General features: G+C 72.9%; 1 protein-coding gene (only partly in view). It reads right to left on the minus strand.

Annotation, left to right across the window (positions count from 1 at the left end; translation table 11 throughout):
* Positions 1-16,432, minus strand: partial view of a non-ribosomal peptide synthase/polyketide synthase gene (locus AABA78_RS26035; RefSeq protein ID WP_338266800.1) — the 3' portion only. Its footprint extends 12,701 nt past the window's final position; the window shows 16,432 of its 29,133 coding nt (coding positions 12,702-29,133); its start codon lies beyond the right edge, outside the window — the gene reads right to left on this strand; its stop codon occupies positions 1-3.

The following is a 16,432-nucleotide window of genomic DNA, read 5'->3' on the forward strand; positions in this document are numbered from 1 at the left end:
CTACCCGTTCCTTCCGGTGAGCAGCGCGCGCAGCCGTTCGGCCAGCGCGTCCACGTGGGGCGGACGGATGAGGGTGAAGTGGTCGCCCGGCACGGTGTGCACCGTCAGGCCTCCGTGCACGAGCGTTCCCCAGCCCAGGTCCGGAGGGGCTTCGGGCCCTTCCGCCGCGCGCAGCAGCACGAGGCTCCCGTCATACGGCCCGGGGACGTAGGCCCGCGACGCGGCCTGGTTCCCACCGAAGCGGTGCCACAGCTCGCGCAGCTCGTCGCACGCGGCCTCCTCCAGGCCCAGGTCCACGCCGGGCGTCTGCTCCAGCACCTGGCGCAGCTCCACCGGATCCACCAGCCCCAGCACCTCCGCGGCCCGGGGATGCACGTCCGCGAGCCTCGTGAGGTGATCCGCGAACTCCAGCACGCGCTGGCCCACGGCCTCGTCCGGCGTGAGGGTCTGTGCGGGAGCGGGCTCCTCGCCCATCGCGTCGATGACGACGAGCAGCTCCACCGTCTCGCCTTCCAGGCGGAGCTGCCGAGCCATCTCGTACGCCACGCGTCCGCCCATGGACCAGCCGCCCAGGCGGTAGGGGCCGGTGGGCTGCACGCTTCGCACGGCGTGCAGGTAGCGCGTGGCCATGGCCTCCACCGTGGGGCCCGCGCCGTCCCTCGGCACCTGGAGGCCGTAGAAGGGCTGGTCCTCGTCCATTCGCCGCGACAGCTCCAGGTAGCCCAGCACGCTGCCGCCCACCGGGTGCACGCAGAAGAAGGGCGTCCGGGCGCCTCCCTTGCGCAGCACCACCAACGGTGAGTCGGAGCTCGTGCCCGCGTCGATGCGCGCGGCCAGCCCCTCCAGGGTCGGTGCCTCGAAGAGGTCGATGACCGCGAGCCTCGCGTCGAACAGCGCGCCCGCCCGCGCCACCACCTGCGTGGCGAGCAGCGAGTGGCCGCCCAGGTCGAAGAAGCTGTCGTGCACGCCCACGCGGGGCACGCCCAGCAGCTCCTGCCACAGCGCCGCCAGCCGCTGCTCGGTGGGCGTGCGCGGCGCGACGTGGCCCGTGTCCTCACCCGAGCGCGACGGCTCCGGCAGGGCCTTGCGGTCCACCTTGCCGTTGGACGTGCGCGGCAGGGCGCCCAGCACCACGAACGCCGAGGGCACCATGTAGTCCGGCAACAGCTTCCCCAGGTGTCCGCGCAGCGCGGCTTCGTCCAGCGCCTGCTCGGACCTGCCCACCGCGTAGGCGATGAGCTGTCGGCCCTGGGCGGCGTCGTCGCGGGCCACCACCACGCACTCGCTCACGGCGGGATGGCGCGCGAGCACGGCCTCGATTTCACCCAGCTCCACGCGGTAGCCGCGGATCTTGAGCTGGTGGTCCACGCGGCCCAGGAACTCGATGCGGCCGTCGTGCAGCCACCGCACGCGGTCGCCCGTCCGGTACAGCCGGGCGCCCGCTTCCGCGCCGAAGCTGTCCGGCACGAAGCGCTCCGCCGTCAGGTCCGGCCGGCCCTGGTAGCCGCGGCCCACCGTCGCGCCGCCGATGAACAGCTCGCCCGGGACGCCCGTGGGCACCGGCTGCCCGTACGCATCCAGCACGTACACGCGCACGTTGCCCAGCGGCCGCCCCAGCGGCACCGACCGCGTGCCCTGCGTCCTCACGCCGCGCTCCACCCGCTGCGCGAGCACGCCCACCGTCGTCTCCGTGGGGCCGTAGTGGTTGAACACCTCGCAGTCCGGCGACAGCGCATGGACCCGCTCCACCAGCGCCCACGACACCGTGTCTCCGCCCAGCACCAGCCGGCGGCGCGGCAGCAGGTCCGCAGCGTCCTGGCCCGCGAGCAGCGCCTCCAGGTGCGTGGGGACGATCTTCAGGCCCTGCACTTCATGCGTCCGGCCGTACGCCGCGAGCTTCCCCGCGTCCGACGCCGTGTCCCGGTCCACCAGGTGCACCGCGCCGCCCCTGCACAGCGTGGGGAACACCGCCGTGTGGCCCAGGTCCGCGGCCAGCGTGGACACCGTCGCGAAGGACATCCCTTCGGGCAGCGCCAGCCGGTCGCTGACGCCCGCCACGTAGCCCGCGAGCTGGCGGTGCTCGATGACCACGCCCTTGGGCTGCCCGGTGCTGCCCGACGTGTAGATGACGTAGGCCGCGTGCCCCGGCAGGACGCCGGTGACGGGCGCTTCCTCCGGCTGTGCGTCCAGCAGTCCGTCGTCCGCGTCCAGGCTCACCAGCAGCTCGCCCTGCGAGGGCAGCTCGTCCGCCAGGGCCTCGTCGGTGACGATGACCTGCACGCCCGCGCCCTTCAGCACCTGGCGCATCCGCTCCGGGGCACTGGCCGCCCCGGGGTCGAGCGGCACGTAGGCGCCGCCCGCCTTGAGGATGCCGAGGAGTCCCACGAGCGCATGGGCCCGCCGCTCCACGAACAGGCCCACGCGCGTCTCCGGCGCGACGCCGTACTGCTGGAGCAGGTGCGCGAGCTGGTTCGCCCGCCGCTCCAGCGCCGCGTACGTGAGCGTTCCCTCCGGCGCCACCACCGCCAGCGCCTCCGGCGTCCGCGCCGCCTGCTCCGCGATGAGCGCGTGGATGCAGCGCTCCGCGTACGGGAGCGCGGTGTCGTTGAACGTCCCCAGCAACCGCTGCCGCTCCGCCGCCGGCAGCATGGGGAGGTCCGAAAGGCGCAGCGCTCCCTCGTGGGAGACGATGCTCGCGAGCACCGCGTGGAAGCGGTCCGCCATGTGTTCGACCGTGGCCTCGTCGAAGAGGTCGCGGTCGTACATCCAGGCGCACACCAGTCCTTCTGGCGTGGGCGTCATGGACACCGTCAGGTCCAGCTTCGCGGCGGCGGTGTTCGTGGCGTCCACGCTCAGGGTCAGGCCCGGCAGCTCCAGCGCGGTGTGCGGCGTGTTCTGGAGGATGAGCTTCACCTGGAACAGCGGCGCGTGCGCTCGGCTGCGCTCCGGGTTCACGGCGCGCACCACCTCCTCGAAAGGGAGGGCCTGGTGCTCGTAGGCTTCCAGGGACACGCGCCGCGCCTGCTCCAGCAGCTCCACGAAGGTGGGGTTGCCGTCCATGCGCAGCCGCACCACGAGCTGGTTGATGAAGAAGCCGATGAGGCCCTCGGTCTCCGCGGTGTCGCGGTTGGCCACGTCGGTCCCCACGACGACGTCCGTCTGGCCGCTGTAGCGGTGCAGGAGGCCCTGGAAGGCCGCCATCAGCGCCATGAACAGCGTGGCCTTGCGGTCCACGGCCAGCCGCTCCAGGCCCTTCATGATGGCGGGCTCCGTCGTCCTCGCCACGATGCCGCCCCGGTGGGCGCGCACGGCGGGACGGGGACGGTCCAGCGGCAGCTCCAGCACCGCGGGGGCTCCCGTTAGCTGGTGGCGCCAGTAATCGAGTTGCTTCTCCAGCAGGTCGCCTTGCAACCACTGGCGCTGCCAGACCGCGTAGTCCGCGTACTGGATGGCCAGGGGCGGCAGCGGGGAGGCACGGCCCTGCCGGTGGGCGACGTAGAGCGCGCTCACCTCCCGCACCAGCACATCCATGGACCAGCCGTCGGACGCGATGTGGTGCATGGTCATCAGCACGCGGTGGGAGGTTTCGCTCAGGCGCAGGAGCCGCGCGCGCAGCATCGGGCCCTTCCCCAGGTCGAAGGGCCTCAGGGCCTCTTCCACCTCCAGGCGGTGGGCCTCCGCCTCGCGTGCGTCCTGGGGCAGGGCGCTCAGGTCCACCTGTTCGAGCGGCAGCGTGAGCGCGGGCAGGATGACCTGGGACGGTCCTTCCGGGCCGTCCTGGAAGACGGTGCGCAGGGATTCGTGGCGGCGCACCACTTCCTGGAAGCAGTGCTCCAGCGCGCCCACGTCCAGGGTGCCCTCCACGCGCAGGGCGACGGGGACGTTGAACGTGGAGGTGCCCGGCTCCAACTGGTCCAGGAACCACAGCCGCTGCTGCGCGAACGACAGCGGCATGCGCGCCTCTCGCGGCACGCGACGCAGCGGCGGTGCCTGGAGCGACGCGCCGCCCTGCATGAGCGCGTCCAGGTGACGTGCCTGTTCTTCCAGCGTGCGGGCCTCGAAGAGGAGCTGGAGCGGCAGCTCCACCTGGAAGGCCGTGCGGATGCGCGACGCCAGCTGCGCCACGAGCAGCGAGTGGCCGCCTCGGGCGAAGAAGTCATCCGTCGCGCTCACCGCGTCCTGCTTGAGGACCTCGTTCCAGAGGGCGGCGAGCTGGACCTCCGTCTCCGTACGCGGGGCGATGCGCGACGTGATGGGCCGCTGGGCCTGGAGCGCCGGGAGGGCGCGGCGGTCCACCTTGCCGCTGGCCGTGAGGGGCAGGGCTTCCAGCAGGACGAAGTCCGACGGCACCAGGGCCTCCGGCAGGGTGCGCCGGAGGAAGGTGCGCAGGGCTTCGGCGTCCACGGGGCGCGCGGTGTGGGGCGCGACGTAGGCCACCAGCGTGGGGCCGTGGGATCCGGCCTCGCGCACGATGACCGCGGCTTCGCGGATGCTCGGGTGGAGGGTGAGCGCGGCTTCCACCTCGCCGGGTTCGACGCGCAGGCCTCGCAGCTTCACCTGCTGGTCGAGCCGGCCGAGGAACTGGAGGCGCCCGTCGGACAGCCAGCGGACCCGGTCTCCGGAGCGATACAGACGGGCGCCGGGTTCGGTGGCGAAGGGGTGGGGGATGAAGCGCTCGGCGGTGAGGGCGGGACGGCCCAGGTAGCCGTGCGCCAGGGGCACGCCGCCCAGGTGCAGCTCGCCCGGGACGCCGATGGGCACCGGGTGCAGCGCGGCGTCGAGCACGTAAGCCTCGGCGTTGGCCACCGGCCGGCCGATGGGCACGGTGGCGCCGGAAGCGTCGTCGGTGACGGGGGACCACGTGGCGTCGATGGTCGACTCCGTGGGGCCGTAGGCGTTGACGAGCTGGACCGTCGGCAGGACGGAGCGCAGCCGCGTGGCCAGGTCTGGCGTCAGCGCCTCACCGCCGCAGAAGAGCCAGCGCAGGGTCGTGGCCTGCTTCAGGGCGGGCTCCGCCGCGAGGAAGCGCAGTACGGAGGGCACGGCCTGGAGGACGGTGATGCGCTGGCGCGACAGCAGGTCCGCCAGCAGCGCGGTGTCGCGAGGCACGTCCGCAGGCGCGAGCACGAGCGTCGCGCCGGACAGCAGCGTGGAGAACAGCTCCGCCGCGGACGCATCGAAGCCCAACGCGGCGAGCTGGAGCTGCCGGTCGCCCGCCTTCAGCGCGAACGTGGAACCCATCCACGTCGCGTGGTTCACGAGCGAGCGATGGGACACCAGCACACCCTTGGGCTGGCCCGTGCTGCCCGACGTGTAGAGGACGTACGCAGGCAGGTCCGCGGGTACGTCCGGGAGCAGGGCGTCCAGCGCGTGTCCCATGACTACCGCAGGGTTCACGCCCGAAGACGGATGCGCGACTTCCACAACGGACTGCTCGGTGACTTCCGCCACATGCGCCTGGACAGCAGCCTCCAGGCTCGCGTCCGAGGACGACTTCCGCGTGGTCGCAGCCTCATGTCCCGCGACAGCAGCAGGGCTTACGACGGAGGCCGCATGCGCTGCTTCCGTCGAGGACGGCTTCGGCGTGGATGCGACTTCGACGATGCGGCCCTGGAACGGCGGGAGCCGGTTGCGCAGCCGGGCTTCGGTGAGGAGCACCGTGGCGCCCGCGTCCTCCAACTGGAACGCCAGCCGCTCCAACGGAGCGGACGGATCGAGCGGCACGTAGGTCGTGCCCGCCTTCAACGCGCCGAGCACCGCGACGGGCAGCGCGTGCGAGCGCTCCAGGAACAGGGCCACCCTGGCTCCGGTGGGCACTCCCTGGGCCCTCAGGCTCCGGGCGAGCGCATCGGCGCGGGCATCCAGCTCGCGGTACGTGACGGCCTGTCCTTCGTGCTCCACGGCCACCGCGTCCGGCGTGGCCTTCGCCTGTGCTTCGAACCGCGCGTGCACGGACGTGTCGCGCGGAGCATCGGCGCGCGACCGGGCCCATTCGCCCAGCACCTGACGCCGCTCCTCCTCCGTGAGCAGGGGCAGGTCCGACAGGCGCCGCTCCGGGTTGCGGCAGGCGTCCTCCAACAAGACCCGCAGATTCCCGATGAGGCGCTCGACCGTGCTCCGGTCGTAGAGGTCGGTGCGGTACTCCACCGAGCCCTCCAGCGCGTCCGGCTTCTCCGTGAGCGTCACGGAGAGGTCGAACATGGCGGTGCCCGCGTCCACCGCGTGCGGTTCGATGCGCAGCCCCGGCAGCGACAGCTCCGCCGTCGGCGTGTTGAGCATCACCAGCGCCACCTGGAAGAACGGCGTGTGCTCCGCCTGCCGCTTGGGCTGGAGCACCTCCACCAGCTTCTCGAACGGCACGTCCTGGTGGTCATACGCGTCCAGCGTGACGCGCTTCACCCGGCCCAGCAGCTCGCGGAAGGTGGGGTTGCCGTCCAGCCGCGTGCGCAGCACCAGCGTGTTGACGAAGAAGCCGATGAGCCCTTCCGTCTCCTCGCGCGTGCGGCCCGCGATGGGCGCGCCCACGCTGACGTCGTCCTGGGACGCCCAGCGGGAGAGCACGGCCTGGAAGCCCGCGAGCAGGCCCATGAACAGCGTGGCGCCTTCCTTCTGGCACAGCGCCGTCACGTCCTGCGCCAGCTTCCGGGGCAGGGACAGGTGGAAGCTCGCGCCCGGCTGACGCGAGCCCGGGGTGCGCGGCCGGTCCGTGGGCAGCTCCAACGCGTCCGGCGCTCCCGCCAGTTGGTGACGCCAGTAGTCGAGCTGCGCCTGCAACACGTCACCCTGGAGCCACTCGCGCTGCCAGACCGCGTAGTCCGCGTACTGCACGGGCAGCGGCGGCAACGTCAGCGGCTGGCCCGAGACCGTGGCGGCGTAGCGCGCCACTGACTCCCGGATGAGCACGGCGAGCGACCAGCCGTCGGAGACGATGTGGTGCATCGTCACCAGCAGCACGTTCTCCTGCTCCGCCAGCCGGAGCACGCGCGCCCGCAACAGCGGACCCTTCGCGAGGTCGAAGGGCTGACGTGCCTCCTCCTCGGCCAGTCGCCGCGCCAGCGCCTCCTGCTCCGGCCCGGAGTGCCCGCGCAGGTCCTCCACCGGCAGCGGGAAGGCCGCCCGGGGAGCGATGACCTGGACCGGCGTGCCCTCGTGCGAGGCGAACGTGGTGCGCAGGGATTCGTGGCGGTGCACCAGCTCCGTGAAGGCGCGCTCCAGCGCCGTCAGGTCCAGCGCGCCGTGCAGCCGCAGCGCGACCGGCATGTTGTAGACAGGCAGGCCCGGCTGGAGCTGGTCCAGGAACCACAGCCGCTGCTGGGCGAACGACAGCGGCAGGTTCCCTTCACGAGGCACCGGCCGCAGCGGCGGCGCCTGGAGTCGCACCGTGCGCGCGAGGGCGGCATCCACCCGCGCCGCCTGGGCCTCCAGCGTGCGGGCCTCGAAGAGGTCCTGCAACCGCGGCTCCACGCCGAACGTGGCGCGGATGCGCGACAGCAATTGCGTCGCCAGCAGCGAGTGGCCGCCACGCTCGAAGAAGTCGTCGTGCGCGCCCGTGCCCTGCGTTCCCAGCAGCTCGTTCCACAGCGCCGCGAGCCGCGCCTCCGTGTCCGTCCGCGGCTGGACGAAGCCCTCCTGCGCGCCCGAAGCCACCGGCGCGGGCAGCGCGCGGCGGTCCACCTTGCCGTTGCGCGTGACGGGCAGCGCGGCCATGACCACGATGGCAGAAGGCACCAGGTACTCCGGCAACCGCTCCCGCAGCCACGTCTTGAGGCCGGCGACGTCCAGCGCGGCGGCACCGCCTGTCGGCATGACACGCGGCACCACGTAGGCCACCAGCGCGCGGCCTCCCGGCATGTCGTCGCGCGCCAGGACCGCCGCCTCGCGCACCTGGGTGTGCCCCAGGAGCACGGCTTCGATTTCACCGGGCTCCACCCGGAAGCCGCGCACCTTCACCTGCGTGTCTCGGCGTCCCAGGAAGTGCAGCGTCCCATCCGCCTTCCAGCGGACCCGGTCCCCGGAGCGATACATCCGCGCTCCCGGCACCTCGCCGAACGGATCCGGCAGGAATCGCTCCGCCGTCAGCGCGGGCTGCTGGAGGTAGCCCCAGGCCACGCCGTCTCCGGACAGGTACAGCTCCCCGGGCACGCCCACCGGCACGGGCCGCAGGAGCGCATCCAGCACGTACACGCGCGTGTTCGCGATGGGCCGCCCGATGGACACCGGCGCTCCCACCTGGCTCACGTCGGTCATCACGTGGCAGGTGGTGAAGGTGGTGCCCTCGGTGGGGCCGTAGCCGTTCACCAGCAGGCCCGTCCGGGCCACGTGCTCGCGCACGCGCTCCGGGTTCAGGACGTCGCCCCCGGCGAGCACCTGGCGCACGCGGGCCAGGGCCTCCGGCTGCGTGGCGGCCAGCTGCTCCAAGAGGGCGGACGTGAGCCACAGCGTGGTGACGTGGTGCGCTTCCAGCGTGCGGCCCAGTTCCTCCATCGAGGCCGCCTTCGGATCCGCGAGCACCAGCCGTCCGCCGTGCAGCAGGCAGCCCCACAGCTCGAAGGTGGACGCGTCGAAGGCCAGCGGGGCCAGCTGCAGGAAGACCTCGTCCGGTCCGAACCGGGCGAACGTCGTGCCCATCACCAGCCGGACGATGGCCCGGTGCGGGACGCAGACTCCCTTGGGCCGGCCGGTGGTGCCGGACGTGTAGAGGACGTACGCGAGCGCGTCTCCTCCCAGGGCCGGCGGGAGCGCCGTGCCGGCTTCCGCGTCGAGCAGCCCGGCCTGCGTGTCCATCCGCAGCATCGCGGGAGCCGTGGCAGGCAGTTGCTCCGACAGCGCCTCCGTGGTGAGGACCCGCGCCGCGCCAGTGTCCTCCAGCAGGAAGGTCAGCCGCTCCAGGGGCCACTCGGTGTCGAGCGGGACGTAGGCCGCGCTCGCCTTGAGGATCCCCAGCACGGCGATGAGCTGCTCCACGGAGCGCTCCAGGAACAGCGCCACGCGCGCGCCCGGCTTCACGCCGCTTCCGCGCAGGTGCCGCGCGAGCTGGTTCGCCCGGCGGTCCAGCTGCGCGTACGTGAGCGTGCGGCCCTGGGACTCCACCGCGACGGCGTCTGGCGTGCGCGCGGCCTGGGCTTCGAACAGGGCGTGCACGGCCGTGTCACGCGGATACGGCACACCCGTCGCGTTCCACTCCACGAGCACGCGGTGCCGCTCGGCGTCGGAGAGCAGGGACAGCGTGGACAGCCGACGCGCGGGTTGGGCCACCGCGGCTTCCAGCAGCAGCCGCAGGTGCTCCATCATCCGCGTGACGGTCGCCTCGTCGTAGAGGTCGGTGCGGTACTCCAGGAGCCCCGTCAGGCCGGAGGGCCCTTCGGAGAAGGTGAGCGACACGTCGAAGCGGGACGTACCGCTGGCCGTGTCCAGCGGCTTGAAGGTGACGCCGGGCAGCTCCAGCGCGGTGGTCGGGGTGTTCTGGAGCGTGAGCGCCACCTGGAAGAACGGTGCCAGGCCCGGACGTCGGGGCGGTTGCAGCGCCTCCACCAGCTTCTCGAAGGGCAGCTCCTGGTGCGCGTAGGCGCCCAGCGTGACGTCCTTCACCCGGCCCAGCAGCTCCCGGAAGGTCGGGTCGCCGTCCAGCCGCGTGCGCATCACCAGCGTGTTGATGAAGAAGCCGATGATGCCCTCGGTCTCCGCCTGGGTGCGGCCCGCGATGGGGGCACCCACGCTGACGTCGTCCTGGCCGGTGTGCCGCGCGAGCACGGCCTGGAGTCCCGCGAGCAGGCCCATGAACAGCGTGGCGCCTTCCCGCTGGCACAAGGCCGCGAGGTCCTTCGTCAGCTTCCCGGGCAGGGCCACCCGCAGGAGCGCGCCGGGCTGGGTCGTGTCCGCGGACCTCGGCCGGTCGGTGGGGAGCTCCGACGTCAGCGGGGCGTCCTCCAGGTGCTTGCGCCAGTACGCGAGCAGCTCCTCCAGGGGCTCGCCCTGGAGTCCGTCGCGCTGCCACGTGGCGAAGTCCGCGTACTGGAGCGGCAGGTCCGGCAGGGGCGAGGGCCGCCCGGCGGAGAAGGCTTCGTAGAGCGCGCCCAGCTCCCGGATGAGCACGGCCATGGACCAGCCGTCGGAGACGAGGTGGTGCATCGTCACGAGCAGCAGGTGCTCCTTCTCCGCGAGCCGCAGCAGCCCGGCGCGCAGGAGCGGTCCCCTGGCGAGGTCGAACGGCGTGCGGGCTTCATCCTGGGCCCGCTTCCGCGCCTCCTGCTCGCGCGCTTCCGGTGACAGGCCGCGCAGGTCGTCCACCGCCAGCGGGAACACCGTGGCGGGGCCGATGATCTGCACGGGCCGGCCGTCGCGGGCACGGAAGGTGGTGCGCAGCGACTGGTGCCGGCGCACCAGCTCCGTGAAGGCGCGCTGGAGCGCTTCGGCGTTCAGCGCGCCCTCCACGCGCAGCGCGGCGGGCATGTTGTAGACGGGCAGGCCCGGCTGGAGCTGGTCCAGGAACCACAGCCGCTGCTGCGCGAAGGACACCGGCGCTTCGATGGCGCGTGGCGCGATGGTGGACGCCGGACCCTTGCGCGTCCCGGCGGACATCCGGCCCTGGAGCCGCTGGGCCAGGCCTTCCACGGTGGGGAACTCGAACAGCTCGCGCAGCGGCACCTCCAGCCGCAGGGCGGTGCGCAGGCGCGACGTCACCTGCGTGGCCAGCAGCGAGTGGCCCCCCAGGCTGAAGAAATGATCCGTCACGCTCAGCCGGGGCACGTTCAGCACCTGCGCGAACACGTCCGCCAGCGTCTGCTCCAGCGGCGTGCGCGGCGCGATGAAGGGCGCCTCCCCGCGCAGGCTGTCCGCGTCCGGCGCGGGCAGTTGTCGGCGGGCGAGCTTGCCGCTGGGCGTGAGCGGCAGGGCCTCCAGCCGCAGCAGCGCGGAGGGCACCAGGTACTCCGGCAGGCGGCTCGCGAGCTGCCTGCGCAGGGCGTCCGGCTCCCACGTCGCGTCGGGCGGGAGGACGACGTAGCCCACGAGGCGCTTGTCCCCGGCCACGTCCTCGCGCACCACGGCGGCCGCGTCGCGCACGCCGGGCAGGCCGCGCAGGACGGCCTCCACCTCTCCGGGCTCCACGCGGAAGCCGCGCACCTTGGCCTGGTGGTCGACGCGGCCCAGGAAGTCGAGCGTCCCGTCCGCACGCCAGCGCGCGCGGTCGCCCGTGCGGTACAGCCGCGCGCCGGGCACGGAGGAGAAGGCGTCGGGCACCAGCTTCTCCGCCGTCAGCTCCGGACGCCCGTGGTAGCCGGGCGTCACCTGCACGCCGCCGATGAGCAGCTCGCCCTGCACGCCCACGGGGCAGGGCTGGCCGCTCGCGTCCACGACGTACAGGTGCGTGTCCGGCAGCGGCGCGCCGATGGACGGCAGCCGCTCCCATGACGACGGTGCGCCTTGCAGCCGCAGCGCGCTGACGGCGTGGGTCTCCGTGGGGCCGTACTGGTTCTCCAGCACGCAGTCCGGCAGCCGCTCGAAGAACGACACCAGCGTGGGCGTCACCTGCAACTGCTCACCCGCGGTGATGACCTCGCGCAGGCGCTCCGGCAGCGGGGCGCCGTGCTCCACGGCGTCCGCGAGCGACTGGAGCGCGACGAAGGGCAGGAACAGCCGCTCCACGCCCGTGTCCGCCATGAGGCGCAGGAGCGCGGGCATGTCCCGGCGCACCGCCGCCGTGGGCACCACCAGCGTGCCGCCCGCGCTCCAGGTGGCCAGCATCTCCTGGAACGACACGTCGAAGCTCAGCGCGGCGAACTGCAACGTCGTGGCGTCTGGCTTCACCGAGCGCTGGCACTGCCATGCCAGCAGGTGCGCCAGCGCGCCGTGCGACATCGCCACGCCCTTGGGCTTGCCGGTGCTGCCCGACGTGTAGATGAGGTAGCAGGGCGACTCCATCGGCACCGCCACGCCCGGGGACGACTCCGGCAGGCGCGCGAGCAGCGCGGCCTCCGTGTCCAGCCGCACCGCCGCGACGCCGGACGCCTGGGTGTCCAGGTGCGCTTGCGTCAGCACCGCGCGGATGCCGGCGTCCTCGCGCATCAGCGACAGCCGCTCCGCGGGATAGGTGGGGTCGAGCGGCACGTAGGCCGCGCCCGCCTTCAGGATGGCGAGCACACCCACCGCCATCTCCAGCGAGCGCTCCACGCACAGCCCCACGCGGTCCCCGGTCCGCACGCCCAACTCGAGCAGTCGACGAGCGACCTGGTTGGCCCGGCGCTCCAGTTGCGCGTAGGTGAGCCGCTGGCCCTCGAACATCACCGCTACGGCCTCCGGCGTGCGCGCGGCCTGGGTCTCCACGCGGCCGTGGACCGTCGCGTCCACCGTGATGCCCGGACGGGTGTTCCAGTCCACCAGCACCTGCCGGCGCTCCGCTGGCGACAGGAGTGACAGCGTGGACAGGCGCGCGTCGGGACGAGCCACCGCGCCGTCGAGCAGCGCTTGCAGGTGGCCCACCAGCCGCTCGGCCGTGGCCGCGTCGTACAGGTCGGTGCGGTACTCCAGCGCGCCGCGAATGCCCTGGGGGGACTCGCTGAGGGTGAAGGTGAAGTCGAACTTCGCGGTGCCGCTGTCCAGCTCCAGCAGCTTCAGTTGGATGCCGGGCACGGTGAGCTCCGCCGAGGGCGTGTTGAGCATCACCAGCGCCACCTGGAAGAACGGCGTGCGCTCCGGCATGCGCGGCGGCTGGAGCACCTCCACCAGCTTCTCGAACGGCACGTCCTGGTGCGCGAACGCGCCCAGCGTGACGTCCTTCACGCGGCCCAGCAGCTCGCGGAACGACGGGTCCCCGTCCAGCCGCGTGCGCATCACCAGCGTGTTGACGAAGAAGCCCACCAGGCCCTCCGTCTCCGCCTGCGTGCGGCCCGCGACGGGCGCGCCCACGCAGATGTCGTCCTGACCGGAGTAGCGGGACAGGAGCGCCTGGAGCCCCGCGAGCAGGCCCATGAACAGCGTGGCGCCTTCCCTCTGGCAGAGCGTCTTCAGGGCCTGCACGCGCTCGGAGGACAGCTCCACCTCCAGCCACGTGCCCGGGTTCTGGGAGTCCGCCGTGCGCGGGTGGTCCGTGGGCAGCTCCAGCGCGGGCGGGGCGTCCTCCAGTTGCTTGCGCCAGTAGTCGACCTGGGCGTCCAGCACCTCGCCGCGCAGCCACTCGCGCTGCCAGGCGGAGTAGTCCGCGTACTGGATGGGCAGCTCCGGCAGCGGCGAGGCCCGGCCCGCGAGCTTCGCCTCGTACAGCGCGACCATCTCGTGGATGAGCACCGCGATGGACCAGCCGTCGGAGATGATGTGGTGCATCGTCACGAGCAGCAGGTGCTCGTGCTCCGCCAGCCGCAGCAGGCGCGTGCGCAGCAACGGTCCCCGCGACAGGTCGAAGGGCTGTCGCGCCTCGTCCTTCGCGAGCTGGCCCGCGGCCTCGTCGCGCTCACCTGACGGCAGGTGCTCCAGCGACTCGACGGGCAGCGCCCAGGGCGCGGCGGGCGCGAAGACCTGCGCGGCGGTGCCGTCGATGACCTGGAACGTCGTGCGCAGCACCTGGTGCCGGCGCACCAGCTCCGTGAAGGCGTCCGTGAGCGCGGCGACGTCCAGCGTGCCCTCCAGACTCAGCGCGGCGGGCATGTTGTAGAGCGCGCTGCCGGGCTGGTACTGGTCCAGGAACCACAGCCGCTGCTGCGCGAAGGACAGCTCCGCGGACGTGACGCCGGCCCGCGCGGTGATGGCGGGCGGACGGGGCCTGCGCTCCGCCTCGGGCACGCGGCCCTCGATGCGGCGGGCGAGCGACTCCACCGTGGGCGCGTCGAACACCTCGCGCAGCCGCACCTCCACGCCCAGCTGCGTGCGCAGGCGCGACGTCACCTGCGTGGCCAGCAGCGAGTGGCCGCCCAGGTCGAAGAAGCTGTCGGTGATGCCGACGTGGGCCAGGCCCAGCACCTGCGCGAAGATGTCCGCGAGCAGTTGCTCCAGCGCGTTGCGCGGCGTGACGAGCGGCGCCACGCCTCGCAGGCTGTCCACGTCCGGCGCGGGCAACAGGCGCCGCACCAGCTTGCCCGTGGGCATCACCGGTAGCGCGTCCAGCCGCATCAGCGCGGTGGGCAGCATGTACTCCGGCAGGCGGCTCGCGAGGTTGCGGCGCAGGGCCTCCGGCTCCCAGGCCGTGTCCGGCTGGAGCACCACGTAGCCCACCAGCCGCTTGTCGCCGGGCACGTCCTCGCGCACCATCGCCGCCGCCGCGCGCACGCCCGGGGCGTCCCGCAGGGCGGCTTCGACTTCACCCAGCTCGATGCGGAAGCCGCGCACCTTCACCTGGCCGTCGAGCCGGCCGAAGAACTCGATGGCGCCGTCCGCGCGCCAGCGGGCCCGGTCTCCCGTGCGGTACAGCCGCGCGCCCGCTTCACCGGAGAGATGGTCGGGGACGAACTTCTCCGCGGTGAGCTCCGGCCGCGCGTGGTAGCCGAGCGCCACCTGTCCGCCGCCGACCATCACCTCGCCGGGCACGCCGATGGGGCAGGGGCGGCCGGTGGGGTCCACGATGTAGAGCCGCGTGGCGGGCACGGGCATGCCCACCGGGGGCAGCCGCTCCCACGTCCGCGGCGGGCCGCGCAGGCGGTAGGCGCTGACGACGTGCGCCTCCGACGGGCCGTACTGGTTCTCCAGGATGCTGTGCGGCAGCCGCTCGAAGAGGGCCACGAGCGCGGGCGTCACCTGCAACTGCTCGCCGGCCGTGACGACCTCCACCAGCCGCTCCGGCACGGGCGCGCCGTGGGCCACCGCGTCCGCCATGCTCTGCAGCGCGATGAACGGCAGGAACAGCCGCTCCACTCCGTGGCGGGCCATGAACGCGAGCAGCGCGGGCATGTCCTGCCGCGTCTCCGATGTGGGAATCACGACGGAGCTGCCCACGGACCAGGACGTGAACATCTCCTGGTACGAGATGTCGAAGTTGAGCGACGCGAACTGCAACGTGATGGCGTCCACCTTGGGCGAGCGCTGACGCGTCCACGCCACCACCCACGACAGCGTGCGGTGCGCCACGGCGATGCCCTTGGGGCGCCCCGTGCTGCCGGACGTGTAGATGATGTACGCGAGCGAATCCGGCCACACCGCGCGCGGCGGGGCGTGCGGCGGCAGCCGGTCGAAGGTGGCCTGCTCCGTGTCCACGCACACCACCCGTGCGCCGGTCGCGGGGAGCAGCGAGACGAGCCTGCCTTGTGTGACGACGAGGTTCGCGCCCGCGTCCTCCAGCATGAAGGCGAGGCGTTCCGCGGGGTACGCCGGGTCCATGGGGACGAAGGCCGCGCCCGCCTTGAGCACGGCCAGCACGCCCACCACCATCTCCAGCGAGCGCTCCAGGCACAGCGCGAGCCGGTCTCCCGGACGCACGCCACGCTCGCGCAGGTGCCACGCGAGCTGGTTGGAGCGGCGGTCCAGCTGCGCGTACGTGAGGGCTTCACCCTCGAAGAGGGCCGCCACGGCGTCGGGCGTGCGGCGGGCCTGGGCCTCGAAGGAGTCGTGCACCAGCGGTTCGGGCGGACCGTCGAACGGCGTGGTGCTCCAGTCCACGAGGATGCGCTGGCGCTCGGCGGCGGTGAGCAGCTCCAACTGGGACAGGCGGCGCTCCGGGTTCGCGACCGCGTCCTCCAGGAGGACCTGGAGGTGCTCCATCATCCGCTTCGCGGTGGCGGGCTCGAAGAGGTCGCTGCGGTACTCGAAGGCGGTCTGGAGGCCGCGCGGCGTCTCCGTGAACACGAGGGTGAAGTCGAACTTGGACGTGCCGCTGTCCACGTCCACCGGGCGGAAGGTGAGGCCCGGGCCGGTGAGCTCCGGCATCGGCGTGTTGAGCAGCACCAGCGTCACCTGGAAGAACGGCGTCTGGCCGCCCTGCCGGGACGGTTGCAGGACCTCCACCAGCTTCTCGAAGGGCACGTCCTGGTGCGCGTAGGCGCCCAGCGTGACGGCCTTCACGCGGCGCAGCAGCTCCACGAAGGTGGGGTCGCCGTCGAGCTGGGTGCGCAGCACCAGCGTGTTGACGAAGAAGCCGATGAGCCCCTCGGTCTGCGGCTGGTTGCGGCCGGCGATGGGCGCGCCCACGGCGAGGTCGTCCTGGCCGGTGTAGCGGGACAGGAGCGCCTGGAGGCCCGCGAGCAGGCCCATGAAGAGGGTGCCCTTCTCGCGGCGGCACAGGGCGCGCAGGCCCTGCATCAGCGCGTGCGGGAACACCACCCGGTGCGTGGCGCCGGGGTTGGACGTGTCCGCCGTGCGCGGGTGGTCGGTGAGCAATTCCAGCGCGGGCGGGGCGCCTTCCAACTGCTTGCGCCAGTACGCGAGCTGCTTGTCCAGCACCGCGCCCTGGAGCCAGTCGCGCTGCCACACGGCGTAGTCGGCGTACTGGATGGGCAGCTCCGGCAGCGTCGCG

The sequence above is a fragment of the Corallococcus caeni genome (assembly GCF_036245865.1).
Lineage (GTDB): Bacteria > Myxococcota > Myxococcia > Myxococcales > Myxococcaceae > Corallococcus > Corallococcus caeni.